General features: G+C 70.5%; 25 protein-coding genes. 15 read left to right on the forward strand and 10 right to left on the reverse strand.

Features of this window, described 5'->3' with window-relative positions:
* The first annotated feature begins 120 nt into the window (after window positions 1-120).
* Window positions 121-330, forward strand: coding sequence for a hypothetical protein (locus AC07C1_RS27390; protein ID WP_478943155.1), 210 nt, complete (start codon window positions 121-123; stop codon window positions 328-330).
* Here AC07C1_RS27390 and AC07C1_RS27395 read toward each other — a convergent pair.
* Window positions 327-1,523, reverse strand: coding sequence for a threonine aldolase family protein (locus AC07C1_RS27395; protein WP_478943157.1), 1,197 nt, complete (start codon window positions 1,521-1,523; stop codon window positions 327-329). The two genes, AC07C1_RS27390 and AC07C1_RS27395, sit on opposite strands and share 4 nt — an antisense overlap.
* A gap of 195 nt (window positions 1,524-1,718) precedes the next feature.
* On the opposite strand from AC07C1_RS27395, the gene AC07C1_RS27400 reads away from it, so the two are divergent.
* The 10 genes from AC07C1_RS27400 (at window position 1,719) to AC07C1_RS27445 (ending at window position 9,961) form a co-directional block, all read left to right on the forward strand.
* The gene (locus AC07C1_RS27400) at window positions 1,719-2,675 is read left to right on the forward strand and encodes a Rossmann-like and DUF2520 domain-containing protein (protein ID WP_478943159.1); all 957 of its coding nucleotides are present in this window, start codon (window positions 1,719-1,721) and stop codon (window positions 2,673-2,675) included.
* A complete protein-coding gene (panC, locus tag AC07C1_RS27405) occupies window positions 2,672-3,673 on the forward strand; it encodes a pantoate--beta-alanine ligase (RefSeq protein WP_478943160.1) in 1,002 nt (333 codons plus the stop codon). The genes AC07C1_RS27400 and panC overlap by 4 nt, the downstream gene beginning before the upstream one ends.
* Window positions 3,670-5,391 carry an L-aspartate oxidase gene (locus AC07C1_RS27410; RefSeq protein WP_478943162.1) on the forward strand — a complete coding sequence of 574 codons (1,722 nt, stop codon included), beginning with the start codon at window positions 3,670-3,672 and terminating at the stop codon, window positions 5,389-5,391. Before panC ends, AC07C1_RS27410 begins: the two co-directional genes overlap by 4 nt.
* Before the next feature lie 5 nt (window positions 5,392-5,396).
* Entirely contained in the window at window positions 5,397-6,374 is a 978-nt protein-coding gene (gene nadC / locus AC07C1_RS27415; protein ID WP_478943164.1) for a carboxylating nicotinate-nucleotide diphosphorylase, read from the forward strand.
* Window positions 6,375-6,379: 5 nt separating this feature from the next.
* Window positions 6,380-7,177, forward strand: coding sequence for a type III pantothenate kinase (locus AC07C1_RS27420; RefSeq protein WP_030651508.1), 798 nt, complete (start codon window positions 6,380-6,382; stop codon window positions 7,175-7,177).
* A 154-nt stretch (window positions 7,178-7,331) separates the two neighbouring features.
* Window positions 7,332-7,988 carry a hypothetical protein gene (locus AC07C1_RS27425; protein WP_478943225.1) on the forward strand — a complete coding sequence of 219 codons (657 nt, stop codon included), beginning with the start codon at window positions 7,332-7,334 and terminating at the stop codon, window positions 7,986-7,988.
* Between the two features lie 98 nt (window positions 7,989-8,086).
* Window positions 8,087-8,269: a hypothetical protein gene (locus AC07C1_RS27430; protein WP_478943166.1), complete on the forward strand. Its 183-nt coding sequence runs from the start codon at window positions 8,087-8,089 to the stop codon at window positions 8,267-8,269.
* 158 nt (window positions 8,270-8,427) lie between these two features.
* Window positions 8,428-8,877, forward strand: a complete 450-nt coding sequence (locus tag AC07C1_RS27435) for a BlaI/MecI/CopY family transcriptional regulator (protein WP_478943168.1) — start codon at window positions 8,428-8,430, stop codon at window positions 8,875-8,877.
* 9 nt (window positions 8,878-8,886) lie between these two features.
* Window positions 8,887-9,420 carry an amino-acid N-acetyltransferase gene (locus tag AC07C1_RS27440; RefSeq protein WP_478943170.1) on the forward strand — a complete coding sequence of 178 codons (534 nt, stop codon included), beginning with the start codon at window positions 8,887-8,889 and terminating at the stop codon, window positions 9,418-9,420.
* A 205-nt stretch (window positions 9,421-9,625) separates the two neighbouring features.
* On the forward strand, window positions 9,626-9,961 hold the full coding sequence (locus tag AC07C1_RS27445; protein WP_030751806.1) for a histone-like nucleoid-structuring protein Lsr2: 336 nt from the start codon (window positions 9,626-9,628) through the stop codon (window positions 9,959-9,961).
* Window positions 9,962-9,972: 11 nt separating this feature from the next.
* On the opposite strand, the gene AC07C1_RS27450 is transcribed toward AC07C1_RS27445, so the two are convergent.
* On the reverse strand, window positions 9,973-10,662 hold the full coding sequence (locus AC07C1_RS27450) for an SCO3374 family protein (RefSeq protein WP_478943172.1): 690 nt from the start codon (window positions 10,660-10,662) through the stop codon (window positions 9,973-9,975).
* A 430-nt stretch (window positions 10,663-11,092) separates the two neighbouring features.
* Between AC07C1_RS27450 and AC07C1_RS27455 the strand changes: the two genes are divergently transcribed.
* On the forward strand, window positions 11,093-13,618 hold the full coding sequence (locus tag AC07C1_RS27455; RefSeq protein ID WP_478943174.1) for an ATP-dependent Clp protease ATP-binding subunit: 2,526 nt from the start codon (window positions 11,093-11,095) through the stop codon (window positions 13,616-13,618).
* Between the two features lie 75 nt (window positions 13,619-13,693).
* Here AC07C1_RS27455 and AC07C1_RS27460 read toward each other — a convergent pair whose 3' ends face one another.
* Window positions 13,694-14,299 carry an HAD family acid phosphatase gene (locus tag AC07C1_RS27460; protein ID WP_478943175.1) on the reverse strand — a complete coding sequence of 202 codons (606 nt, stop codon included), beginning with the start codon at window positions 14,297-14,299 and terminating at the stop codon, window positions 13,694-13,696.
* 455 nt (window positions 14,300-14,754) lie between these two features.
* Between AC07C1_RS27460 and AC07C1_RS27465 the strand changes: the two genes are divergently transcribed.
* Window positions 14,755-15,306: a M23 family metallopeptidase gene (locus tag AC07C1_RS27465; protein ID WP_478943177.1), complete on the forward strand. Its 552-nt coding sequence runs from the start codon at window positions 14,755-14,757 to the stop codon at window positions 15,304-15,306.
* Window positions 15,307-15,385: 79 nt separating this feature from the next.
* Here the strand turns inward: AC07C1_RS27465 and AC07C1_RS27470 are convergent, their stop codons facing one another.
* Window positions 15,386-15,985 carry a TetR/AcrR family transcriptional regulator gene (locus AC07C1_RS27470; RefSeq protein ID WP_478943178.1) on the reverse strand — a complete coding sequence of 200 codons (600 nt, stop codon included), beginning with the start codon at window positions 15,983-15,985 and terminating at the stop codon, window positions 15,386-15,388.
* A 124-nt stretch (window positions 15,986-16,109) separates the two neighbouring features.
* On the opposite strand from AC07C1_RS27470, the gene AC07C1_RS27475 reads away from it, so the two are divergent.
* Window positions 16,110-17,687, forward strand: a complete 1,578-nt coding sequence (locus AC07C1_RS27475; RefSeq protein WP_478943180.1) for an MDR family MFS transporter — start codon at window positions 16,110-16,112, stop codon at window positions 17,685-17,687.
* A 281-nt stretch (window positions 17,688-17,968) separates the two neighbouring features.
* On the opposite strand, the gene cseC is transcribed toward AC07C1_RS27475, so the two are convergent.
* The 5 genes from cseC to AC07C1_RS27500 form a co-directional block, all read right to left on the reverse strand.
* Window positions 17,969-19,324 (reverse strand): two-component system sensor histidine kinase CseC, encoded by a 1,356-nt coding sequence (cseC, locus tag AC07C1_RS27480; protein WP_478943181.1) that lies wholly within the window; start codon window positions 19,322-19,324, stop codon window positions 17,969-17,971.
* Window positions 19,325-19,337: 13 nt separating this feature from the next.
* Window positions 19,338-20,042, reverse strand: a complete 705-nt coding sequence (gene cseB, locus AC07C1_RS27485) for a two-component system response regulator CseB (protein WP_478943183.1) — start codon at window positions 20,040-20,042, stop codon at window positions 19,338-19,340.
* A gap of 48 nt (window positions 20,043-20,090) precedes the next feature.
* Window positions 20,091-20,741 carry a hypothetical protein gene (locus tag AC07C1_RS27490; RefSeq protein WP_478943185.1) on the reverse strand — a complete coding sequence of 217 codons (651 nt, stop codon included), beginning with the start codon at window positions 20,739-20,741 and terminating at the stop codon, window positions 20,091-20,093.
* Window positions 20,729-21,268 carry a SigE family RNA polymerase sigma factor gene (locus AC07C1_RS27495; RefSeq protein ID WP_478943187.1) on the reverse strand — a complete coding sequence of 180 codons (540 nt, stop codon included), beginning with the start codon at window positions 21,266-21,268 and terminating at the stop codon, window positions 20,729-20,731. The genes AC07C1_RS27490 and AC07C1_RS27495 overlap by 13 nt, the downstream gene beginning before the upstream one ends.
* Before the next feature lie 272 nt (window positions 21,269-21,540).
* Window positions 21,541-22,416, reverse strand: a complete 876-nt coding sequence (locus tag AC07C1_RS27500; RefSeq protein ID WP_478943188.1) for an HhH-GPD family protein — start codon at window positions 22,414-22,416, stop codon at window positions 21,541-21,543.
* Window positions 22,417-22,596: 180 nt separating this feature from the next.
* Here AC07C1_RS27500 and AC07C1_RS27505 point away from each other — a divergent pair, with 180 nt between their 5' ends.
* On the forward strand, window positions 22,597-23,421 hold the full coding sequence (locus tag AC07C1_RS27505; protein WP_478943189.1) for a hypothetical protein: 825 nt from the start codon (window positions 22,597-22,599) through the stop codon (window positions 23,419-23,421).
* 128 nt (window positions 23,422-23,549) lie between these two features.
* On the opposite strand, the gene AC07C1_RS27510 is transcribed toward AC07C1_RS27505, so the two are convergent.
* A complete protein-coding gene (locus tag AC07C1_RS27510) occupies window positions 23,550-23,996 on the reverse strand; it encodes an RICIN domain-containing protein (protein ID WP_478943191.1) in 447 nt (148 codons plus the stop codon).
* Between the last annotated feature and the right edge of the window lie 91 nt (window positions 23,997-24,087).

The raw sequence follows: 24,087 nt of genomic DNA on the forward strand, positions 1-24,087 counted from the left end.
GGACATCCGCCGCGGGGGAGAGCAACCTGGAGGCACCGGGGCAGCCGCGGAGCCCGATCGGTCACCGAGTGGTCGGTGATCAGCCAGTGATCAGTCCACGTCCCGAGAAGGCGATCCGCCATGAGCATCACCCAGCAGTACCTCCTCGACAGCTACCGCGCCCGCCTGCACGGCGAGCCGGAACCGCCCGCGCCGGGCCGTCATGACCTCGAGGCGCTGCGCGAGCTGCGTGACCACCGGCGTTTCCGCGCGGTCATCGCCGAGCGTCCGGCGCGCGGGCGGCTGTGGCACGTCCTGAAGCGCCGGCTGCGCCCCCGTGCTCTCGGTTAGGCCTTGTCCGGCAGCCGGTCGGCGAAGCCCCGCACGGCCGCGTGGACGTCGTCGGGCGTCCACTCCAGGCCCGCGGCACGAATGACGACCTCCGTGACCGCGATACCGGGCCCAGCGCTGTGCCAGCTGTTCGCGAAGAGCATCACGGAGGTCTCCTCGGCCTGGCGCACGGCGGCCTCGGCCACCACGTCCGGCTCGTACGGCAGCCAGACCTGGAACTCGTGGGTGTGCGGCTCCTCCGGGTGGACGCGGGCCCAGGGCACCCCGGCCGCCGCGAAGCCCTCGCGCAGCGCGGCGGCCACCACGCGCGCGTGCCGCACGTACTCCGGCAGCCTCGGCAGCTCACGCTCCAGGCCGATGAGCGCGGACAGAGCGGTCGGGAACTGCTGGAAGATCATGCCGCCGTACCGGTGCCGCCAGGTCTTCGCGTCTTCCACGAGCGTCTTCGGGCCGGCGAGCGCGGCGCCGCCGAAGCCGCCGACGGACTTGTAGAGCGACACGTAGACGCTGTCGGCCAGGCCCGCGATCTCCTCCAGAGGGCGCCCGAAGTGGTCCGGGCACTCCCACAGGCGCGCGCCGTCGAAGTGCACCACCGCGTCGCGCTCCCGCGCCGCCTCGACGACCTCGGTCAGCTCCTCCCAGGTCGGCAGCACGAAACCGGCGTCCCGGAGAGGCAGTTCCAGCATCAGTGCCCCGAAGGGCTCGTCGAAGTCGCGTATCTCGGCTGCCGTGGGCAGCTGGGGCCCGCTGCCCACCCTGACCGGGCGCAGACCGCTGACCTGGCTGAACGCGTTTCGCTCATGCACCTCCGGGTGGGACAGGGGGTGGAGGGCCACCGTCGGGTCGCCGGTGCGCGCCGCCCAGCAGCGCAGGGCCACCTGCTGGGCCATGGTGCCCGTCGGGAAGAACGCCGCGGCCTCCGTACCGAGCAGCGCGGCGACCCGCTCCTCCAGGGCCGCAACGATCCGGTTGCCGTAGACGTCGGCCGGCTCGTCCAGGTCGTACACCCCGGCCCCCACCTCCGTGAGATGCGCGAGGCGTTCGCGGATCGTGGCCCCCCAGCCCCCGCGGGACAGCGTGCGCCGCGCCTGCCGCTGGGCGGCCGCGCGCCGTTCCCGCATCCGCTCCTGCGCCGATCGTGGCGCGCCCTGGCCGGTGTCCTGTTCCGTGCCCTGTCCGGTCGTGTCAGTCATGCCGGGGATCATGCCGTGGCGGACCGGCGGGGGCACCGGGATATCCGCGCGGGCGCCCCGGCCCGGAGGCGTGGCGAAACCCACAGCCTGTGGACAACCGGCCGCCGCCCGACCCGATAGCGTTAACATGACGAGAAATCGTTCGGTACATCGTCCGGTACCCAGAGCGGACTGGAACGGGAAGGCCGCCGTCGCGTGAGTACAGTCCACCAGCCAGACCTCAAGGACCGCCCCGCGCGGCTCACCGTCGGCGTCGTCGGCGCCGGACGCGTCGGCCCCGCGCTGGCCGCGTCCCTCCAGCTCGCCGGGCACCGTCCGGTGGCCGTCTCCGGGGTATCCGACGCCTCCCGCAGGCGTGCCGAGACGATGCTCCCGGACGTGCCGCTGATGCCGCCCGCCGAGGTCCTCCAGCGCGCCGACCTGGTGCTGCTCACCGTCCCCGACGACGCTCTGCCGGGCCTGGTCACCGGACTCGCCGAGACCGGTGCCGTACGGCCGGGACAGCTGCTGGTGCACACCTCCGGCCGGTACGGCACGAAGGTCCTGGACCCCGCCCTGCGCGCGGGCGCCCTGCCGCTGGCCCTGCACCCGGCGATGACCTTCACCGGCACTCCTGTGGACGTGCAGCGGCTCGCCGGCTGCTCCTTCGGCGTCACCGCGCCCGAGGAGCTGCGCCTGGCCGCCGAGGCCCTGGTCATCGAGATGGGCGGCGAGCCGGAGTGGATCAGCGAGGAGAACCGCCCGCTCTACCACGCGGCCCTCGCCCTCGGCGCCAACCACCTGGTCACCCTGGTCGCCCAGGCCATGGAGCTGCTGCGCACCGCCGGCGTGGAGGCCCCCGACCGGATGCTCGGCCCGCTGCTCGGCGCCGCCCTGGACAACGCCCTGCGCTCCGGTGACGCCGCCCTCACCGGGCCCGTCGCGCGCGGGGACGCCGGTACGGTCGCCGCGCACGTCACCGAGCTGCGCAGGCACGCCCCGCAGACCGTGGCGGGCTATCTGGCGATGGCCCGCGCGACCGCCGACCGGGCGCTCGCGCACGGACTGCTGAAGCCAGAACTCGCCGAGGACCTGCTCGGGGTACTCGCCGAGGGAAGCGGTGGCACGCACGGCACCGACGGCACCGACGGCACCGAGGGGAACGGCCGATGAGCACCGCCCTGCTGAGCACCGCGGAAGAGCTGCACGCGCGCGTGCGTCACGGTCGCCGGGCCGTCGTGATGACCATGGGCGCGCTGCACGAGGGCCACGCGACCCTGATCCGCACCGCGCGGGAGATCGCCGGCCCGGACGGTGAGGTCGTCGTCACCGTCTTCGTCAACCCGCTGCAGTTCGGCGCGGGCGAGGACCTGGACCGCTACCCGCGCACCCTCGACGCCGACCTCAAGCTCGCGGAGCAGGCGGGCGCGGACGCCGTGTTCGCGCCCGCCGTGGACGAGGTGTACCCGGGCGGCGAACCCCAGGTACGCATCACCGCGGGCCCCATGGGCGAGCGGCTGGAGGGCTCCTCGCGGCCCGGCCACTTCGACGGCATGCTCACCGTCGTCGCCAAGCTGCTGCACCTCACCCGCCCCGACGCCGCCCTGTTCGGGCAGAAGGACGCCCAGCAGCTGGCCCTGATCCGGCGCATGGTGCGCGACCTCAACTTCGGCGTGGAGATCGTCGCCGTACCGACCGTGCGCGAGGAGGACGGGCTCGCCCTGTCCAGCCGCAACCGCTACCTCTCGCCCGGCGAGCGCCGTACCGCCCTCGCGCTGTCCCGGGCGCTGTTCGCGGGCCGTGACCGGCACGCCGCGCAGGAGGCGCTGCGCGCGCGGGCCCGCGAAGTGCCCTCCACGCGCGCGCGGGCCGAGGCGCTGAGCGCCATAGGGGAGTCCCGCGCGGCGGCCGACGCGCACGCGGTGGCCGCGGTGGCCCCCGGTGGCCCGGCGGCCGTCCGCGCCGCCGCCCGCCAGGTCCTGGACGAGGCGGCCCGCATGGACCCGCCGCTGCGGCTGGACTACCTCGCCCTGGTGGACCCTGCCGACTTCACCGAGATCGGCGACGGCTTCACCGGCGAAGCCGTCCTCGCCGTCGCCGCCCGGGTCGGCACGACCCGGCTGATCGACAACCTCCCCCTCACCTTCGGATCCCTCGGAGCCGCCTCGTGACCAGCACAGGCATACGACTGCACGCACCCGCACCCGGGTGGAACATCTCGGCGGACGTGGTCGTCGTCGGTTCCGGAGTGGCCGGCCTGACCGCGGCGCTGCGCTGCGAGGCCGCCGGGCTCACGACGGTCGTCGTCACCAAGGCCCGCCTGGACGACGGCTCCACCCGCTGGGCGCAGGGCGGCATCGCGGCGGCCCTCGGCGAGGGTGACACGCCCGAACAGCACCTCGAGGACACCCTGGTGGCCGGCGCGGGTCTGTGCGACGAGGAGGCCGTACGGATCCTCGTCACCGAGGGCCCCGACGCGGTACGGCGGCTGATCTCCACCGGCGCCCACTTCGACACCGACGACGAGGGCGACATCCACCTCACCCGCGAGGGCGGCCACCACCGGCGCCGGATCGCGCACGCGGGCGGCGACGCAACCGGCGCGGAGGTCTCCCGGGCGCTCGTGGAGGCCGTACGCGCGCGTGGGCTGCGCACCGTCGAGAACGCGCTCGTGCTGGACCTGCTCACCGACGCCGAGGGCCGTACGGCCGGCGTCACGCTGCACGTGATGGGCGAGGGCCAGCACGACGGTGTGGGCGCCGTGCACGCCCCCGCGGTGGTCCTCGCCACCGGCGGCATGGGCCAGGTCTTCTCCGCGACCACCAACCCTTCGGTGTCCACCGGCGACGGCGTGGCCCTGGCGCTGCGCGCGGGAGCGGAGATCAGCGACCTGGAGTTCGTCCAGTTCCACCCGACCGTGCTCTTCCTCGGCGCGGACGCCGAGGGCCAGCAGCCGCTCGTCTCCGAGGCGGTGCGCGGCGAGGGCGCCCACCTGGTCGACGGGGACGGGGTCCGCTTCATGGTCGGCCAGCACGAGCTGGCCGAGCTGGCGCCCCGGGACATCGTCGCCAAGGGCATCCTGCGCCGGATGCTGGAGCAGGGCGCCGAGCACATGTTCCTCGACGCCCGGCACTTCGGCGCCGCGATGTGGGAGCAGCGCTTCCCGACGATCCTGGCCGCCTGCCGGGTCAACGGCATCGACCCGGTCACCGAGCCCATCCCGATCGCCCCGGCCGCCCACTACGCCTCCGGAGGTGTCCGCACCGACGCGCAGGGACGCACGACCGTCCCTGGGCTGTACGCGTGCGGGGAGGTCGCCTGCACCGGTGTGCACGGCGCCAACCGGCTCGCCTCCAACTCCCTGCTCGAGGGCCTCGTCTACGCCGAGCGCATCGCCGCCGACATCGCCGACGCCCGCGCCGAGAACGGCCTCCACGCGCGCGTGCCCGCACCGGTGCCCGACCCCGAGAAGCCCGCGCACCCGCTGCTCGCTCCCGAGTCGCGGTTCGCCATCCAGCGGATCATGACCGAGGGCGCGGGCGTACTGCGCTCCGAGGGGTCCCTCGCCATGGCCGCCGGCCAGCTGCAGCGGCTGCACACCGAGGCCCGCGACGCGCTCGACGAGAACGGCAAGACCGCCGAACCCGGCGTCGACACCTGGGAGGCGACCAACCTCCTGTGCGTGGCCCGCGTCCTGGTCGCCGCCGCCCGGCTGCGCGAGGAGACCCGCGGCTGCCACTGGCGCGAGGACCGCGCCGACCGTGACGACACCGGCTGGCGGCGCCACATCGTCGTACGGCTCAACCCGGACCGGTCGCTGGCCGTACGGACCACGGACACCGCAGACTTCCCCCCTACCCGGCACCATCAGCGTTCCCAGGAGCAGTGACAGACGTGAGCACCGACGACCTTCCCCTCGCCCCGACCGACGGCTGCGGCGACGGCTGCGCCTGCGGCGCCGAGGGGGACGAGGAGTACCTGGAGTGCGGGCTCGACCCCGCGCTCGCCGAGCTGCTGGCCGCCGCCGGGCTCGACCCCGTCGAGGTCGAGGACATCGCCAACGTCGCCATCCAGGAGGACCTGGACGGCGGTGTGGATGTGACGACGGTCGCGACCATCCCCGAGGACGCGGTGGCCACCGCCGACTTCACCGCGCGCGAGGCGGGCGTCGTGGCCGGCCTCAGGGTCGCCGAGGCCGTGCTCTCCGTGGTCTGCACGGACGAGTTCGAGGTCGAGCGGCACGTCGAGGACGGCGACCGCGTCGAGGCCGGGCAGAAGCTGCTGTCGGTCACCACGCGCACGCGTGACCTGCTCACCGCCGAACGCAGCGCCCTGAACATCATGTGCCGCCTGTCCGGCATCGCGACCGCCACGCGCGCGTGGGCGGACGCCCTGGAGGGCACCAAGGCGCGCGTGCGGGACACCCGGAAGACGACTCCCGGCCTGCGCTCGCTGGAGAAGTTCGCCGTGCGCTGCGGCGGCGGCGTCAACCACCGCATGTCGCTGTCCGACGCGGCCCTGGTGAAGGACAACCACGTGGTCGCCGCCGGTGGCGTCGCGCAGGCCTTCGAGGCCGTACGGGAGGCATTCCCGGAGGTGCCGATCGAGGTCGAGGTCGACACCCTGCACCAGCTGCGCGAGGTGGTGGACGCGGGCGCCGACCTGATCCTGCTGGACAACTTCACGCCCGGCGAGTGCGCGGAGGCCGTCGGCGTCGTCGCCGGCCGGGCGCTGCTGGAGGCCTCCGGCCGGCTCACCCTCGGCACCGCGCGCGCGTACGCCGACACCGGTGTGGACTTCCTGGCCGTCGGCGCGCTCACCCACTCCTCGCCGATCCTGGACATCGGCCTGGACCTGCGCGAGGCGGAGTAACGGCCATGTTGCTCACGATCGACGTCGGCAACACGCACACCGTCCTCGGTCTGTTCGACGGGGAGGACATCGTCGAGCACTGGCGCATCTCCACGGACGCGCGCCGCACGGCGGACGAGCTGGCGGTCCTGCTCCAGGGCCTGATGGGCATGCACCCGCTGCTCGGCGAGGAACTCGGCGACGGCATCGACGGCATCGCGATCTGCGCGACCGTTCCCTCGGTCCTGCACGAACTGCGCGAGGTCACCCGGCGGTACTACGGCGACGTCCCCGCCGTCCTCGTCGAGCCGGGCGTGAAGACGGGCGTGCCGATCCTCACCGACAACCCCAAGGAGGTCGGCGCCGACCGGATCATCAACGCGGTCGCGGCCGTCGAGCTGTACGGCGGCCCGGCGATCGTCGTCGACTTCGGTACGGCGACCACGTTCGACGCGGTCTCCGCGCGCGGGGAGTACGTCGGCGGCGTCATCGCGCCCGGCATCGAGATCTCCGTGGAGGCGCTCGGCGTCAAGGGCGCGCAGCTGCGGAAGATCGAGGTGGCCCGGCCGCGCAGCGTGATCGGCAAGAACACGGTCGAGGCCATGCAGGCGGGCATCGTGTACGGGTTCGCCGGACAGGTCGACGGGGTCGTCAGCCGGATGGCACGGGAGCTGGCCGACGACCCGGACGACGTGACGGTGATCGCCACGGGCGGGCTCGCGCCGATGGTGCTGGGGGAGTCCTCGGTGATCGACGAGCACCAGCCGTGGCTGACGCTGATCGGGTTGCGCCTGGTGTACGAGCGGAACGTCTCGCGTCTGTGAGGTGGCCGGCGCCCTCCGGGGTGCCGAGCCGCGCCTGACCCCGGTCGGGGGAAACCGGAAGCGACACGCGACTACATAGCATTCCGATCCGTCACTTTTGTCCGATTAGCGGTACCGTCGCCGCATGCCCACGCCACACGGATCCCGCGGCGGCATGGCGTTCGGCGTGGAGGAGCTGCGTGTGCTCCGCCGCGCCCTCGCCCTCGCCCTTCACCCCGGCCAAGCGTCCGCCGAGGACGTCCAGGACTGCTTCCGGCTCGCCGAGTCGCTCGACGAGGCGATGTGCGAGGGCGCCAGACTGCGCGCCTTCCTGGTGGCCGACCTCGGGCGGTACCGCGCCGCCCTGCCGGGCACCGCCGCCGGCTATCTCGCCCTCCTGGAAGAGGCGCTGGGCGCCGGGCACCGGCCGACACGGGACGACCTCGCCGCGCTCCGGGCGCTGCGCGGGAACCCCGTGGCGGCCGCCCTCCTGGACCGCTGCCAGGTGCTGGCCGAGCGGGACGTACGGGCCCGGTTCGCGCAGGGCGCGCGCAAGGTCCCGGCCCCCGCCGTACCGCCCTCCCGGGCCCGTCTGCTGGCTCTGGCCGGCGGCGCGGGCGACGCCGGGGTGCGGCAGGCCGAGGAGGCGCCGAAACCCGCGCAGCCCGCTCCCAAGCCCGCGCCGACGCCTGCGCCGGCCCCTCCGGCGCGCCCCGCCCCGGAGCCGGACACGCCGAAGCGGCCGATCCCGACCCCGGGGGAGGTCTTTCCGCGCCGCAAGCCGGGACCTCAGGCGGAAGCGGCCGGGAGTCACCGGTTGGTCGCCGGCTGAGAATCCGGCTTCGGCCGGCCCCGTTCCTACCGGCGCGACCGCACCACCTTTGTGCCCCCCGGCCCTTTCGGGCGTTCTCCCGTGGCTACTCTGGTGACATGGACTACGTCTCCGCGCTCGTGCCCCCGGTCGTCATGGCCGCGTTCTTCATCGGTGTGGTCAGGGTCATCGTGAAGACCCAGGGCGGGGCCGCCAAGACCAAGGAGGACGCGGCCGTCGACGCCGCGCTCGCGCGCGCGGAGGGTGCGCGCCAGGCCTCCGCCGGCGGCGGCAAGGCCTGAGTCGGTGGCGCCCGGCGGGGCGTCCGACGCTCTTGCAGATGTACGCCCTTTTTGTTCATATATGTCGGCTTAGCGCACGTCTGGCAGGCCATTGCCGGGATCTCCCACTATTGTTCTGAGCTGTGCCTCGCCCATTGGGAGAACTCGAAGACGCGGTCATGACGCGGGTGTGGAAGTGGAACCGCCCGGTGACCGTTCGAGAAGTCCTGGAAGACCTGCAGCAGGAACGCTCCATCGCGTACACCACCGTGATGACCGTTTTGGACAATCTCCATCAGAAGGGCTGGGTGCGCCGCGAGGCGGAAGGGCGGGCCTATCGATATGAGGCCGTCTCCACGCGAGCCGCGTACGCCGCCGCCCTGATGAACGACGCCTGGTCACAGAGCGACAACCCGGCCGCCGCTCTCGTCGCGTTCTTCGGGATGATGAGCGAGGAACAGCGTCAGGCCCTCAGGGACGCCGTACGCATCGTCCAGGGCCCGGAAGAAACCCGGGAAGCACCCGAAGCCCGGCCGGAAGCTCCGCAACGGGCGGCCCGGCAACAGCAAGCTCCCGATGCCCGGCAAGAGGAGAACCCCGGCTCGGCAGAGGACAGTGGCGGGCGATAGCGTCCGCTCATGTCAGCAGAGCGTCCCGAAGCCTCCGCAAAAGCCATCACCGTCCGGCGGGCCCGGACCGGCGATGTCCCCGCCGTACGCCGCCTCCTCGACGCCTACGTCCGCGGTCGCATCCTGCTCGACAAAGCCACGGTCACCCTTTACGAGGACATCCAGGAGTTCTGGGTCGCGGAACGCGACGACAACGCCGAGGTCGTCGGCTGCGGTGCGCTGCACGTCATGTGGGAGGACCTCGCGGAAGTCCGCACTCTGGCGGTGAAGCCCGGCCTCAAGGGAGCCGGGGTCGGCCATCAGTTGCTGGAGAAGTTGCTGCAGACCGCGCGCTGGCTCGGCGTTCGCCGGGTTTTCTGCCTGACCTTCGAAGTCGACTTCTTCGGGAAGCACGGCTTCGTGGAGATCGGCGAGACCCCGGTCGACACCGATGTGTACGCGGAGCTGTTGCGTTCCTATGACGAGGGCGTCGCGGAGTTCCTCGGTCTCGAACGAGTGAAACCGAACACCTTGGGCAACAGCCGGATGCTTCTGCATCTGTGATCGTCATTGCCTCGGTGCCCCTATGTCCGAAACGCGCATGTTTCTGGGCGGAGGCGGGTCACCGAGTCTCTCCCAGGGGTTTGTGTTTTTCCGGCAAAAGCGGTTTGCTTTCCGACGTACTGCAGTACTGCATATAACAGGGGCGGCGAAACGGCGGACGCCGCACACCCCCTGACCCTGAACGTTATCGATGAAAGGAAATCCGGTGGCACAGAAGGTTCAGGTCCTTCTTGTCGATGACCTCGACGGCGGCGAGGCGGACGAGACCGTGACGTTCGCGCTGGACGGCAAGACGTACGAGATCGATCTCACGACTGCCAATGCGGACAAGCTGCGTGGCCTTCTCGACCCCTATGTGAAGGGTGGCCGTCGTACCGGTGGCCGTGCTTCGGGTGGGCGTGGAAAGGCCCGTGCCGCTTCCGGCGGCAACCAGGACACCGCGGCGATCCGCGCCTGGGCCAAGGAGAACGGTTACGAGGTCAATGACCGCGGCCGTGTTCCCGCGTCCATCCGCGAGGCCTACGAGAAGGCCAACGGCTGATTTCGCGCCGCCTACGAGAACGACGGCCGACCCCGCCGGCAGGCGGGCGGTCCGGCGCACGCGCGTCGCAGCCGGACCCGGTGGCACTGCGCTGCCACCGTGTCCACGAGTCGTACGAGATCGGGGGCGCTCCCCTCGCGCCCCACGGCCGGCAGTGCCGGCAGCGAGGCCTCGGCCTCGCGTCCCGGGCCGGGGGGCCGCAGCCATACGGCGGCCCCCGGTACGGAACAGGCGCGCACCGCGGCGGCGCCGTCGAACGACGCCGTGGGCGCGAGCGGTGCCATCGGCTCCCTCGGTGCGGCCATGGTGCCGCCCGCCCCCAGCACCCGCAGGTCGAGGGCGACGGCGCTCCACTCCAGCCAGTCCAGCAGCCCCGGCAGCTCCTCCGCGCTGCCCGCGGCCACCAGCAGCCCCATCCGGTCGCCCCACAGGGCCACCGGAGAGCCCGGTGCGAGACGTCGGAGCGCGCCCGCGCCCGCCTCGGCCGGCACGTCCAGGACGTCGAACCGCACACCGGTGAGCAGCCGCAGCGGCCGTCCGGGCACTGTCGCCCAGCCCAGATCGTTCTCGTACCAGTGCCGGGTCCGCGCGTCCGGGCCGGCCGGAAGGGCACAGGGCGATTCCGGCTCCGGATCGAGGGGCCGGCGAGGAAGGGGGACCGTGCGGGTCTCCGGGGATGTCGTGGGAGCCGGGCCAACCATGCCAAGTGCAACCGCGAAAGCGAGCGGCGGGTTACGCTGTGTGCTCTTTCGAGTGCGGGGAGTTCGGAAAAAGGGGGCGCGTGCGGCGCGGGGGAGGCGCAAGGTTGTTCGCCCATAGCGGAGGGAACCGGTGCGCGCGGCATGGAGTGTCCGTCACGGCGGGTAAGACATGCCTAGTGGGAGGGGGCGACACGCAGTACGGGCCGTCTCACGTTCGCCATCGGCGTACTGGCGACTGGGGTAACTGCCTGGCCTGCGGGAACATCGTCTCGCACCATCGGGTTGGAGCAGATGTCGGCGTTCGGGGTCAGGAGGCCATCGACGGTGTCGGCAGTTGGAATGAGCGGTCCCCGCTTGCGGGACTAAGCTGCGGAAGGACAGGGAGGGGAAGTTCCCCCCACTGCCTGACCGCTCTGAGGAGCGATTAACGATGTTCGAGAGGTTCACCGACCGCGCGCGGCGGGTTGTCGTCCTGGCTCAGGAAGAAGCCCGGATGCTCAACCACAACTACATCGGCACCGAGCACATCCTCCTGGGTCTCATCCACGAGGGCGAAGGTGTCGCCGCTAAGGCCCTGGAGAGCCTCGGCATTTCGCTTGAGGCGGTCCGCCAGCAGGTGGAGGAGATCATCGGTCAGGGCCAGCAGGCCCCGTCCGGCCACATCCCCTTCACCCCCCGTGCCAAGAAGGTCCTGGAGCTGTCGCTCCGCGAGGCCCTTCAGCTGGGCCACAACTACATCGGCACGGAGCACATCCTGCTCGGCCTGATCCGTGAGGGCGAGGGCGTCGCCGCCCAGGTCCTGGTCAAGCTGGGCGCAGACCTCAACCGCGTGCGGCAGCAGGTGATCCAGCTGCTCTCCGGTTACCAGGGCAAGGAGACCGCCACCGCAGGCGGGCCTGCGGAGGGCACCCCCTCGACGTCCCTGGTCCTCGACCAGTTCGGCCGGAATCTCACCCAGGCCGCTCGTGAGTCCAAGCTCGACCCGGTCATCGGGCGCGAGAAGGAGATCGAGCGGGTCATGCAGGTGCTGTCCCGCCGTACCAAGAACAACCCGGTGCTGATCGGTGAGCCCGGCGTCGGCAAGACCGCCGTCGTCGAGGGCCTCGCCCAGGCCATCGTCAAGGGCGAGGTGCCCGAGACCCTCAAGGACAAGCACCTCTACACCCTGGACCTCGGCGCGCTGGTCGCCGGCTCCCGCTACCGCGGTGACTTCGAGGAGCGCCTGAAGAAGGTACTCAAGGAGATCCGCACGCGCGGCGACATCATCCTGTTCATCGACGAGCTGCACACGCTGGTCGGTGCGGGTGCCGCCGAGGGTGCCATCGACGCGGCCTCCATCCTGAAGCCGATGCTGGCCCGTGGTGAGCTGCAGACCATCGGTGCGACCACGCTGGACGAGTACCGCAAGCACCTGGAGAAGGACGCGGCCCTGGAGCGCCGCTTCCAGCCCATCCAGGTCGCCGAGCCCTCCCTGCCGCACACGATCGAGATCCTCAAGGGTCTGCGTGACCGGTACGAGGCGCACCACCGCGTCTCCATCACGGACGAGGCCCTGGTCCAGGCGGCCACCCTGGCCGACCGGTACATCTCGGACCGCTTCCTGCCGGACAAGGCGATCGACCTGATCGACGAGGCCGGTTCCCGGATGCGTATCCGCCGGATGACCGCGCCGCCGGACCTGCGCGAGTTCGACGAGAAGATCGCCGGCGTCCGCCGGGACAAGGAGTCCGCGATCGACTCGCAGGACTTCGAGAAGGCCGCCTCCCTGCGCGACAAGGAGAAGCAGCTCCTCGCCGCCAAGGCCAAGCGGGAGAAGGAGTGGAAGGCCGGCGACATGGACGTCGTCGCCGAGGTCGACGGCGAGCTGATCGCCGAGGTCCTCGCCACGGCCACCGGCATCCCGGTCTTCAAGCTGACCGAGGAGGAGTCCAGCCGCCTGCTCCGCATGGAGGAGGAGCTGCACAAGCGGGTTATCGGCCAGATCGACGCCGTCAAGGCGCTGTCCAAGGCGATCCGCCGTACCCGTGCCGGTCTGAAGGACCCGAAGCGTCCGGGTGGCTCGTTCATCTTCGCCGGCCCGTCCGGTGTCGGTAAGACCGAGCTGTCCAAGGCGCTCGCCGAGTTCCTCTTCGGTGACGAGGACGCGCTGATCTCCCTCGACATGTCGGAGTTCAGCGAGAAGCACACGGTGTCCCGCCTCTTCGGTTCGCCCCCCGGCTACGTGGGCTACGAAGAGGGCGGCCAGCTGACCGAGAAGGTCCGCCGCAAGCCGTTCTCCGTCGTCCTCTTCGACGAGGTCGAGAAGGCCCACCCGGACATCTTCAACTCGCTGCTGCAGATCCTGGAGGACGGTCGCCTGACCGACTCCCAGGGCCGGGTCGTGGACTTCAAGAACACGGTCATCATCATGACGACCAACCTCGGCACCCGGGACATCTCCAAGGGCTTCAACCTCGGCTTCGCGGCCTCGGGTGACACGAAGACCAACTACGAACGCATGAAGAACAAGGTCTCGGACGAGCTCAAGCAGCACTTCCGCCCCGAGTTCCTCAACCGTGTGGACGACGTGGTCGTCTTCCCGCAGCTCACGCAGGCGGACATCCTGCGGATCGTCGACCTGATGGTCGGCAAGGTCGACGAGCGCCTGAAGGACCGGGACATGGGCATCGAGCTGTCCCAGTCCGCCAAGGAACTGCTGGCCAAGAAGGGTTACGACCCGGTGCTGGGCGCACGTCCGCTGCGTCGCACGATCCAGCGCGAGATCGAGGACACGCTCTCGGAGAAGATCCTCTTCGGCGAGCTGCGCCCCGGTCACATCGTGGTCGTGGACACCGAGGGCGAGGGCGACGCCAAGATCTTCACCTTCCGGGGTGAGGAGAAGTCGGCGCTTCCCGACGTCCCGCCGATCGAGCAGGCGGCCGGCGGTGCCGGACCGAACCTGAGCAAGGACGCGTAAGCGTCACGGCCGAGCGAAAGGGGCCGGTGCCTTCGGGCACCGGCCCCTTTCGCATGCCTGAAGAGCGCGGAACGCCTACGACAACTGCCCGTCGTAGTCCGGCAGTTTGAACGTCTTCGCGGCGTGGCCGCCCGAAAGGTCGGTGGCGCTGTTGCCGATGTTCGCGATGATCGTGTAGCCCTGGTTCTCGATGTCGAGGCGCTGGGCGGTCTTGTAGGCGGCGACGTCCTTGAAGAGGTCGAACAGGCCGCGGACGTAGAGGCCGGAGACGTCGTAGCCGTCGTGCTCGAGGTTGTACTCGGTGGGCCAGTAGAGGACACCCGGGCGGGCGGTGACGAAGAAGAGCCTGACGCCGTGTTCCTGGGCGTACCGGGCGACGTTCAGGACGGGCTTGTTGGCCGGCTGCGGGTAGCTGAACCCGTAGTCGGTCTCCAGCGTGGTGTTGTCGATGTCGAAGACGATCGCCTGCTTCTCGCCCGGCGCGGCGGCGTCGATGCGGTCCTTCAGATACGGCAGGGCCTGGTCCATCACCGTCTGGCAGTCCTTCTGCCAGGTGGTGTAGTCGACCTTCGCTGAGGAGCTGCTCGTGGTCGCGGCCTCGGCCGGGGCGGCCATCGCGGCCAGGGCGGCCACGGAGACGGCGGTCACGGCCATGTGGCGCGCCCAGGGGCGTCTGGTCATCGGTGGGGGGTCCTCTCACGTCCGTATACGTGCCTGAATGTCAGGGCCATGATCTTTGGTGAGGGTGGCGCGAGGGGAACCGTAGGGTTACTGGACGGTAGGTGCCTAGAGGCCTGCGTCACATTTCTGTGATCGTCGAATTGGGCGGCCGGTGATAAGCGGCACAGGCGAAATATCCGGTACTAGCGCTGATAGTGGGATCTGCCGGGTGGACAAAAGGGGCGAAAAAAGGACCTTCATTACGGAATCGTGCAGGAAAGAACGACGTCGTCGGTGGGGGGTCTCCTGGGTGGCGGAGCTGTCAAGACTCGAGATGTCTTTGAGGTCATCTACTAGTTGATGCCGTAGATAGGGCGTTTTGGGCTTGATGGGGTGCTCGGTTACCAAGGGATGGCTGCTCCGGTGAACCTCTGTGCGCCGGGTGGCTGACCTGCTTCCGAGTTCACGAGGTTTCGATGTTCCAGCGCGTCACGTCCCGTTCTTCCCGTACGTCCTCGCTCCGCGCCCGTGTGTCCGTCCTGGCCGCCGGAATCGGCGCCACGGCTGTGCTGGGTGCCGGGGTCGCGAGCGCCGCGGCGCCGTCCGCAGCCTCCTGGGTCGACCCGGTGAAGAAGTACACGCTCTCCGCGAGCTTCGCCCAGGCCGGCAGCCACTGGGTCGCCAAGCACAGCGGCCAGGACTTCGCCGTGCCGACCGGCACCGATGTCAACGCCGCGCACGGCGGCACCGTCGTCAAGGCGGGCCCCAACGGCGCCGGTGACGGCCCCGCGTACGGCAACGCCATCGTCATCAAGCACGGCAACGGCACGTACTCGCAGTACGCGCACCTGTCCCGGATCGACGTCAAGATCGGCCAGATCGTCAAGACCGGCCAGCACATCGCCCTCTCCGGCTCCACCGGCAACTCCACCGGCCCGCACCTGCACTTCGAGATCCGCACGACCCCGAACTACGGCTCCGCCGTCGACCCGGTGGCGTTCCTGCACGCCAAGGGCGTGAAGGTCTGACCTAAGGCCTCTCGTTTGGATCATGCCGGGCTCGCGGGGCCTGGCGCTCCCTGATCCGGCATGATCCGAACGAAAGGGCCTAGGCGTTCCCGTGGGTGCGCTGGTGCGCCTGCGTGACCAGGTCCATGGCGACCTCGAGAACGGCCGCGCGCCGCTTCTCGAGGTCGTCTTCCAGGTCCTGCATCACGAACATCCCGGCGTGCAGCGTGAACATCGCGCTGACGCAGCGGACCTGCTCCACTAGCGGCGCCTCGGGGTCGATGAGGATGTCCCTGAAGCCGCGCAGCCGGTCCTTGAAAGTGTCGCCGATGCGCAGTTCCCGCACCGTCGCCTGGTTCTCCTGCATGAACCGGAAGAGCGGCTCCGCACCGGCCAGCGCCTCGCTGTAGCGGTGGATGATCTCCTGCTTGGTCTCCAGGGTCCTCGGCTGCTCCCGGCCCCACTCGATCAGGTCCTCGATCGGTTTCGTCAGATCCGCGAAGAGGCTGACGATGATCTCTTCCTTGGTCTTGAAGTGGTAGTACAGGGCCGCCTTGGTGACGTCGAGACGCTCGGCGATCTCGCGCAGAGAGGTCTTCTCGTACCCCTGCTCCGCGAAGAGTGCGAGGGCCACGTCCTGGATGCGCTGGCGGGTGTTGCCGCGGCGCTGCTGCTTGGTGCCGTCCATGGTGCCGCCCATCCTCGTACTCCTCGCGCTTCCGCGGAAACTTACTTGACGACCGGCTAGTGACAGGTCTACCTTCCCAGTGTAGTGAACTAGCCGGGCGGCAAGTAAGTAACCGTCGCAGGGGGAGTTGGGAAAGATGGCGGACGCAGGCGAAAGCGTCACGGAGACCAAACAGGGCAAGAGCGTGCGCGTCGTCGTGCTCGCGCTCATGATCGCGATGATGCTCGCGATGCTGGACAACATGATCGTGGGCACCGCCATGCCGACGATCGTGGGCGAGCTGGGCGGTCTGCAGCACCTGTCCTGGGTGGTCACCGGGTACACGCTGGCCACCGCGGCCTCGACCCCGGTCTGGGGCAAGGTCGGGGACATGTACGGGCGCAAGGGCGCCTTCCTCACCTCGATCGTGATCTTCCTGATCGGTTCGGTGCTGAGCGGCATGGCCCAGGGCATGGGCGAGCTGATCGGGTTCCGGGCCATTCAGGGGCTCGGGGCCGGCGGTCTGCTGGTCGGCGTCATGGCGATCATCGGTGACCTCGTACCGCCGCGGGAACGCGGGAAGTACCAGGGCATGATGGCCGGCGTCATGGCACTGGCGATGATCGGCGGACCGCTGGTCGGCGGCACCATCACCGACAACTGGGGCTGGCGCTGGGCCTTCTACATCAACCTGCCGCTCGGCGTGGTCGCGCTCGCGCTGGTCACCGCCGTGCTGCACCTGCCCAAGAAGCGGTCCAAGGCGGGTATCGACTACCTCGGTGTCGTGCTGCTGACCGTCGGCATCACCTCCATCGTGCTGGTCACCACCTGGGGCGGCACCGAGTACGCCTGGACCTCCGCGCGGATCATGGAGCTGATCGGCATCGGCGTGGCCGCGCTCGTCGGGTTCGTGTTCTGGCAGACCAAGGCCGCCGAGCCGGTCCTGCCGCTGCACATCTTCAAGAGCCGCAACTTCACCCTGATGTCGCTCATCGCCTTCATCGCCGGCTTCGTGATGTTCGGGGCCACCCTGTTCCTGCCGCTGTACCAGCAGGCGGTGCAGGGCGCCTCCGCGACCAACTCCGGTCTGCTGCTGCTGCCGATGCTCGGCGCGATGCTCGTGACGTCGATGATCGCCGGCCGGGTCACCACCGGCAGCGGCCGCTACAAGGCCTTCCCGCTCGTCGGCGGTGTCCTGATGATCGTCGGCATGTACCTGCTGTCGCGGATGGACACGGACACGAGCCGGCTGACCTCCGGCGTCTACATGGCCGTGCTCGGCGCGGGCATGGGCTGCCTGATGCAGATCACCATGCTGGTGGCGCAGAACAGCGTGGAGATGAAGGACATGGGCGTCGCGTCCTCGTCCGCGACCCTGTTCCGTACGCTCGGCTCCTCCTTCGGTGTGGCCATCATGGGCGCGCTGTTCAACCACCGGGTCCAGGACGTCATGGCGGAGAAGGCCGGCGCGTTGGGCCAGAGCGTCACCGAGAACTCGGCGCAGCTGGACAAGGAGAGCCTCGGCAAGCTGCCGGCGGCGGCGCGGGAGGCGTACCAGCACGCGGTGTCCGCCGGCATCCACTCGGCGTTCCTGCTGGGAGCGGCGATCGCGGTGCTGGTGCTGATCGCGGGGCTGTTCGTCAAGGAGGTGCCGCTGCGCAGCGGGCCGCAGAAGCAGGCAGCCGCGGAGGGCAGTGAGGACCTGGCTCCGGCCCCGGTGATCGAGGTCGTCTGACCCCCTTTCTCACTCGAAGACCCCCTGGTGTCCGCGCCAGGGGGTCTTCGGCATTGCCGTCCGGCTTCGGTTCGGCACCGGGCGTGAGGCACAACGCCGCCCTCGGCCACCCTCAACCGGCACCGGGCGTGAGGCACAACGCCGCCCTCGGCCACCCTCAACCGGCACCGGGCGTGAGGCACAACGTCGCCCTCGGCCACCCTCAACCGGCACCGGCCGCCAGGCACAACGCCGCCCCCGGCCAAGCTCAACCGGCCCCCGGCCCCCGGCCACCGCCACGCTCACCCCGCACTCCCGGACAGGGGCATCATCGGGTGGCTTCCGGTGTTCGTCGGGGCGTGTTCCGGGAGCCACAGGACGGCCACCGCGCCCTCCGCGGGCAGGTGGGCGGGGGCTCCGGCGGGGCGTACGTTGCGGAAGGTCAGGCGGGCGCCCAGCACCCGCGCCTGGCCGGCCGCGATGGTCAGGCCCAGGCCGTGGCCCTGCCCGGCACGGTCCTTGCTGCCGGTGCGGAACCGGCTCGGGCCCTCGGCGAGCAGCTCCTCGGGGAAGCCGGGACCGTGGTCGCGGACCCGGATGACCCGCCCCTCGACGGTGACCTCGATCGGCGGCCGGCCGTGCCGGGCCGCGTTGGCCAGCAGGTTGAACAGCACCCGCTCCAGGCGCCGCGGGTCGGTGGTGACCTCCGACTCGTGCACCACCCGCACGACGATGTCCGGATCCTTGACGGCCACCCGCCGGGCGACGAATTCGCCGAGCATGATGTCCTGCAACTCGGCCCGCTCGGAGGCCCCGTCGAGACGGGCGACCTCCAGCACGTCCTCGACGAGCGTGCGCATGGCCTTGGCCCGGTCCAGGACCAGTTCGGTCGGGCGGCCGGGGGGCAGGAGTTCGGCGGCGGTCAGCAGGCCCGTCACCGGGGTGCGCAGCTCGTGCGCGATGTCCGCGGTGACCCGCCGCTCCGCCTCGATGCGTTGCCGCAGCGCGTCCGCCATGGCGTCCACCGCGCTCGCGAGATCGTCGGTCTCGTCCCGCACGACCCCGCCGATGGCCTCCCGCACCCGGACGTCGGTCTCGCCCTTGGCGACCCGGCCCGCGGCGGCGGCCGCCTTGCGCAGCCGCCGGGACAGCTGCCCGCCGATCAGCACGCCGAGCGCGCTGCTGCCGAGCACGACCGTGACGGAGCCGATGACCAGTGCCTGGTCGAGGTCCTTCATCACGTCGGTGGAACGGTCCGGCATGTTGCTGTGCAGGGACAGCACATGCCCGTCCTTCGCCGGCACGGCCGCCCAGATGTCCGCGCCTTCGCCGTGGTCGCTGACGTCGCTCGCCTTCCGGCCCTGTTCGGCCTTCTCGCGCAGCGCGGCCGGCAGCTCGGGGTCGTCGACCTTGATGTTGGGGAAGTTCGGCCGCCGGGTCAGCTCGTAGTTGCGCTGCGCTATCTGGACGCGCTGGTTGGCCAGGTCGCGTGCGTTGTCGAGCATCGAGACCCGGGCCGCGTTGTGCACGACCAGGCTCAGCACGATCGCCACCAGCCCGGACACCAGCGCGATCGCCGCGCTGAGCTTCCATCTGAGCCCGGTGTGCAGGCCCGCGCGCTCCATGCGCCGGACCGGGTACCGAAGGATGCCCCGCATGCCGCTTCCCCGCTCAGGCCTTCAGCTTGTAGCCGAAGCCGCGGACCGTCTCGATCCGGTCCTGGCCGATCTTCTGCCGCAGCCGCTGCACATGCACGTCGACGACCCGGGTGTCCCCGCCCCAGCCGTAGTCCCACACCCGTTCCAGCAGCTTGTCGCGGGAGAGGACGGTGCCCGGCGCGGAGGAGAACTCCAGCAGCAGCCGCATCTCGGTCGGGGTGAGCGCGACCGGCTGCCCGGCCCGGCGCACCTCCATGCCTTCGGTGTCGATCTCCAGGTCCCCGAACGTCAGCACCCCGCCGGTCACCGCGTCCGCGGCGGCCTCGGCCTGTGTGCTGCCGCCCGCGTGCCCGAAGCGGCGCAGCACCGCCCGGATCCGCGCGACCAGCACGGCGCCGTCGAACGGCTTGGTCACATAGTCGTCCGCGCCCGCCTCCAGACCGAGGACGACGTCGATGGAGTCGGCGCGCGCCGACAGCATGATCACCGGCACCGTCGACTCGTCCCGGATACGGCGGCACAGGCTGACCCCGTCCAGACCGGGGACCATGACGTCCAGCAGGGCGATGTCGGGACGGTCCGCCCGGAACGCCTCCAGGCCCGACAGACCGTCGGGCATGGCGGTGACCGCGAAGCCGTCCCGCTCCAGGGCGAGTTGGGTGGCCTCGCGGATGACGTCGTCGTCCTCGACGAACAGGACGTGGGTCTGGTCTGCCATCCCGGTGCTCTCAGTCCTCGTGGTGTGCGTGTGCGGTGGGGAGGGGGGTCAGCTGTCCGGCGCGGGCGTCGCGTCGCCGCCGGTTCTGCTGTAGTAGGTGTCGTGCCTGTTCCACTCGGTGAACCGGCCCGCCTTCCACCGGTACGTGATCACGGTCTCCCGGGACGGGTTGAACACCTGATCGTCCGTGTCGTACACCTGCTTGGTCACCGTCAGGTCGGTGCCGTCGATCTCCGAGAAGACCGGCGAGTCCTCCGCCTTGAACACATTCTTGTACGTGCCCTCGATGTCCCGGTACACGTACGTGCCGATGCCCACCCAGTCACTGCAGGCCGACACGTTGATCAGGACGTCGTTGACCGATCCGCCGGTCAGATCGCCGTAGGAGACGTCGACCGGGTAGTGGTCGCCGCCGCACGGCTTCAGCTCGCGCTTCACCGTCGAGGAGACCGCCGGGTCCTTCTTGATCAGTGAGACCGCGTCAACCCGCCGATAGCCGGTAGTCAAGCTGGGGCTGGGCGAGGCGACGGCTCCCGCCACCGCCGAGGCGTGGGCCGGGCCCTCGTCCCGGGCCCCCGTGCCCCCCGTACCGCACGCGGCGACGAAAAGGGCGATGGCGGCGAACGCGATCCCCACCGCGATCACCGCCTGCGTGCTCCCTCGGATCCCCTCGGACCCGGCCTCGGTCAGGCCGCGCAACGCTCCCGCTCCTCACGCTCCAGCGCGCGTGCGTCCAGATCGCGGGCCTCCAGCTCCTCGCGGAGCCGGGCGAGCGCCCGGTGCAGCGTGCTCTTGACCGTACCGGCCGACATGCCGAGGGCGGCGGCCGTCTCCTCTGTGGACATCTGCTCCCAGTGTCGCAGCACCACGACGCTGCGCTGCTTCGGGGCGAGAACTTTCATGATGTCCATCAGCAGGGCCCGGTCGGCGTGCTGCTCGGTGGAGTCCTCCACACAGGCGTCCGGCAGCTGCTCGGTCGGGACCTCCTCCAGCTTGCGCGCCCGCCACCACTCCGTACGAGTGTTGATCATGACGCGGCGCAGATAGGCGTCGGCGAGCCGCTTGTCGGCGATGCCCTCCCAGCGGCCGTACGTCCGTACCAGCGCGGTCTGCAGCAGGTCCTGCGCGTCGACGGGGTCCGGTACCAGCCGGCGGGCGCTGCGCAGCAGCGCGTCCTGCCGGGTGCGGACGTACTCCTCGAATTCGAGCACCTCGCCCTGGGCCATGATCAACCGCCTCCGTTCCCCGTTCACTCCGGCTCGTTCCCGAAGTCCTGCTGTCCCCGTGTCCCGTGATCTGCCGGGCACGGAAAAGAAGCTACGGAGTGGTTGTCACGGGGCTGTGCGGACCAGCCTTCGGCTAGCAATCGGCTATCCGTCGGTTGTGTAACGGAAGCACGAGTGGGGTAAGAGGGGTGGTCCATATGTCCCGCCATGGGACGCTTTGTCAGCCAGTGAGCCCGGTAACGGCGCCCACGCGACTGTGACTTGGCTGTTCGTCAGTTGAGCGGGAGGCGATACAACGCGCCCGGCAGCGGCTCCACCAGACCGTCCGCGACCAGTCCGTCGAGGGCTCGAGCGCGCTGCACCGGCTCGTGCCACACCCGGTCCAGCGCCGCCTGCGGCACCGGCGCGTGCGCCTCCCGCAGCACGGCGAGCAGCTTGCCGCGCACCTGCCGGTCCGTACCGGCGTACGTCTGCCCGCGCCGTGGCGGCCCCGCGTGCTCCGGCTTGCCCGCGACGCGCCAGGCGCACTGCGTGGCGATCGGGCACCGCTGGCAGCCCTCGTTCTTCGCCGTGCACACCAGCGCACCCAGCTCCATGGAGGCGGCGGCCCAGCGGGCGGCCGTCCGCTCATCCTCCGGCAGCAGTTCCCGGGCCAGCCGCCGCTCGGCGGCCGTGGTCGCGTTCGGCGGGTACTGCACACCGCTCACCGCCCGCGCGAGGACCCGGCGGACATTGGTGTCCAGCACCGGATGCCGCTGCCCGTACGCGAAGGAGGCGACGGCCGCCGCCGTGTACTCGCCGATCCCGGGCAGCGCCAGCAGCTGCGCGTGGTCCGTCGGTACGTCCCCGCCGTGCCGTTCCGTTATGGCGACCGCGGCGCCGTGCAGCCGCAGGGCCCGGCGCGGGTAGCCGAGCCGGCCCCAGGCGCGCACCGCCTCACCCGGCGCCTCCCTCGCGAGGGCTGCGGGGCGCGGCCAGCGGGCCAGCCACTGCTCGTAGACGGGCAGCACCCGGTTGACCGGGGTCTGCTGGAGCATGAACTCGCTGACCATCACACCCCATGGACCCGCCTCCGGGCGGCGCCAGGGGAGGTCGCGGGCGTGGGCGTCGAACCAGGCGATCACGGGGGCGTGGAGCTTCTCAGTCATGGCCCTCCGATCCTGCCACGGGTTGGCGGGCCGGGTGGGTGACCGCGCGGTCACCCAGCGTTGCGGTGAGCGAAGGGGCGCGCCGTTGACGGCAGTTGCCGAAATGATGATCCGGAAAAGTTGGTCTTCGCGCGGCGGGTGGCGCGAGCAAGCGTCGCGATCTCTCGTACAGTTTGCGCCGTGGGATCTCTGCGCAATCCGGTCGGGCCGCTTCCCTCCACCATCTACTGGCGTCGGAGGGTCGTACTGCTGTCCGTGGTCGCCCTGTTGGCGCTGCTGATCACGTGGATCGTCACCGCCGGTGGCGGGGGCGGCAAGAAGGACGCCGACGGATCCGACGGCAAGAATCCCACGCACACCATCACGCCGGGGCCGACGCCGTCCGGTTCCGCGATCAGCCAACATCCGGGCGGACGGGACGAGTCGGGCGGCGGGGACTCCGGTGGGAGCGGTTCCGGTTCCGCTGGTGCCGGGGGCTCGGACGGCGGCGCTTCCGGCTCGTCCGGCACGGCCGGCTCGGCCGGGGCCGACGGTGGCTCGGGTTCGGGCCCCGGAAGCGGCGACGTCGGTACGGGTAACACGCTTCCGGCGTCCTCCACCCTGCCCAACTGCACACCCCGCGCGGCGGCGTTGAGCCTGCGCAGCCTGCACAACTCCTACTCGCCCGACCAGACGCCGACGTTCGAACTCACCGCGAAGAACACGTCGTCCGTCGACTGCAAGGTCGATCTCGGGCCGAAGAGCGCGGTGTTGACGATCACGCCGGCGGACGGGGACGACGCCTTCTGGTCGTCGGCCGACTGCCCCAAGGGGCCGGGGAGCCTGGTGTTCCGGGTGCCGGCGGGCAAGAGCATCACGTACACCGTGAAGTGGGACCGGAAGCCGAGTGCGCCGCACTGTGCGACGCCCTCCGGCGGCTCGGCGAAGGCGGGTACGTATCTGCTGGAGGCGAAGGCACCGGGGTTCGGGAAAGCGGCGGCGTCCTTCGTGCTGTCGGCTGACTGAGATCCGGTCCCTTACCGGCCTACACCCCCGGTCGCGACGCGACCGAGGGTGTGCGGGCTCCCAAGGAGGAGCCCCAGTGGCCAAGCCGGAACGAGCCCCGGAAGCCGGCAGCGAGCACGAGCTACGGATCAGCTCCAGCGCTGGCGCGGCGCGCCCGAGTCGGAATCGGTGTGAACGGCCCCACTGAGCGCCAGCCCGAGGGTGCGCCCAGTGGCCTTGTTCTTCAGCCGCCAGCCCGAGGAGTCCTTGCTCTCGTACCATTTCTGGTAGTTGCCGCCATTGCAGGCACCGACGTAGACGTCACCGTGGCTGTTGCTGTCGAGACACTTCCCGGTCATGTGGTGCTTCATGGTGAAGGTGCCGTCGGACTGCTCGCTCTCGTCCCACTTCATGCTCGCCCCGCTGGCAGAAGTCGTACGGACCTTGCCGTTGAAGTACGCGAGGTACTCGCTGTTGCTCTTGTTCTTCCAGGTGACGGCATGGTCGGCGGCGAATGCCTGCCCCGAACCCGCGAGGGCCAGCGCCGGGGCGAGGACTGCCGCGGCGGTGAACGTGCCTATGAGGCGCTTCTTCATGGAATTCCCCCTGCAGTTCGAATTTCAAATCGAACAATGGTCGATGTCACGCTACCCGGGCATGATCACCCCATGCAACGCTTTATGGATC

Source organism: Streptomyces sp. NPDC045022 (assembly GCF_056432605.1).

Bases quoted from the DNA above. Each gene is read 5' to 3' on its own strand.
- AC07C1_RS27390 (WP_478943155.1), top strand. From the start codon at position 121: ATGAGCATCACCCAGCAGTACCTCCTCGACAGCTACCGCGCCCGCCTG.
- AC07C1_RS27395 (WP_478943157.1), bottom strand. From the start codon at position 1,523: ATGACTGACACGACCGGACAGGGCACGGAACAGGACACCGGCCAGGGC.
- panC (WP_478943160.1), top strand. From the start codon at position 2,672: ATGAGCACCGCCCTGCTGAGCACCGCGGAAGAGCTGCACGCGCGCGTG.
- AC07C1_RS27420 (WP_030651508.1), top strand. From the start codon at position 6,380: ATGTTGCTCACGATCGACGTCGGCAACACGCACACCGTCCTCGGTCTG.
- AC07C1_RS27425 (WP_478943225.1), top strand. From the start codon at position 7,332: ATGGCGTTCGGCGTGGAGGAGCTGCGTGTGCTCCGCCGCGCCCTCGCC.
- AC07C1_RS27430 (WP_478943166.1), top strand. From the start codon at position 8,087: ATGGACTACGTCTCCGCGCTCGTGCCCCCGGTCGTCATGGCCGCGTTC.
- AC07C1_RS27435 (WP_478943168.1), top strand. From the start codon at position 8,428: ATGACGCGGGTGTGGAAGTGGAACCGCCCGGTGACCGTTCGAGAAGTC.
- AC07C1_RS27440 (WP_478943170.1), top strand. From the start codon at position 8,887: ATGTCAGCAGAGCGTCCCGAAGCCTCCGCAAAAGCCATCACCGTCCGG.
- AC07C1_RS27450 (WP_478943172.1), bottom strand. From the start codon at position 10,662: ATGGTTGGCCCGGCTCCCACGACATCCCCGGAGACCCGCACGGTCCCC.
- AC07C1_RS27455 (WP_478943174.1), top strand. From the start codon at position 11,093: ATGTTCGAGAGGTTCACCGACCGCGCGCGGCGGGTTGTCGTCCTGGCT.
- AC07C1_RS27460 (WP_478943175.1), bottom strand. From the start codon at position 14,299: ATGACCAGACGCCCCTGGGCGCGCCACATGGCCGTGACCGCCGTCTCC.
- AC07C1_RS27465 (WP_478943177.1), top strand. From the start codon at position 14,755: ATGTTCCAGCGCGTCACGTCCCGTTCTTCCCGTACGTCCTCGCTCCGC.
- AC07C1_RS27470 (WP_478943178.1), bottom strand. From the start codon at position 15,985: ATGGGCGGCACCATGGACGGCACCAAGCAGCAGCGCCGCGGCAACACC.
- AC07C1_RS27475 (WP_478943180.1), top strand. From the start codon at position 16,110: ATGGCGGACGCAGGCGAAAGCGTCACGGAGACCAAACAGGGCAAGAGC.
- cseC (WP_478943181.1), bottom strand. From the start codon at position 19,324: ATGCGGGGCATCCTTCGGTACCCGGTCCGGCGCATGGAGCGCGCGGGC.
- cseB (WP_478943183.1), bottom strand. From the start codon at position 20,042: ATGGCAGACCAGACCCACGTCCTGTTCGTCGAGGACGACGACGTCATC.
- AC07C1_RS27495 (WP_478943187.1), bottom strand. From the start codon at position 21,268: ATGGCCCAGGGCGAGGTGCTCGAATTCGAGGAGTACGTCCGCACCCGG.
- AC07C1_RS27500 (WP_478943188.1), bottom strand. From the start codon at position 22,416: ATGACTGAGAAGCTCCACGCCCCCGTGATCGCCTGGTTCGACGCCCAC.
- AC07C1_RS27510 (WP_478943191.1), bottom strand. From the start codon at position 23,996: ATGAAGAAGCGCCTCATAGGCACGTTCACCGCCGCGGCAGTCCTCGCC.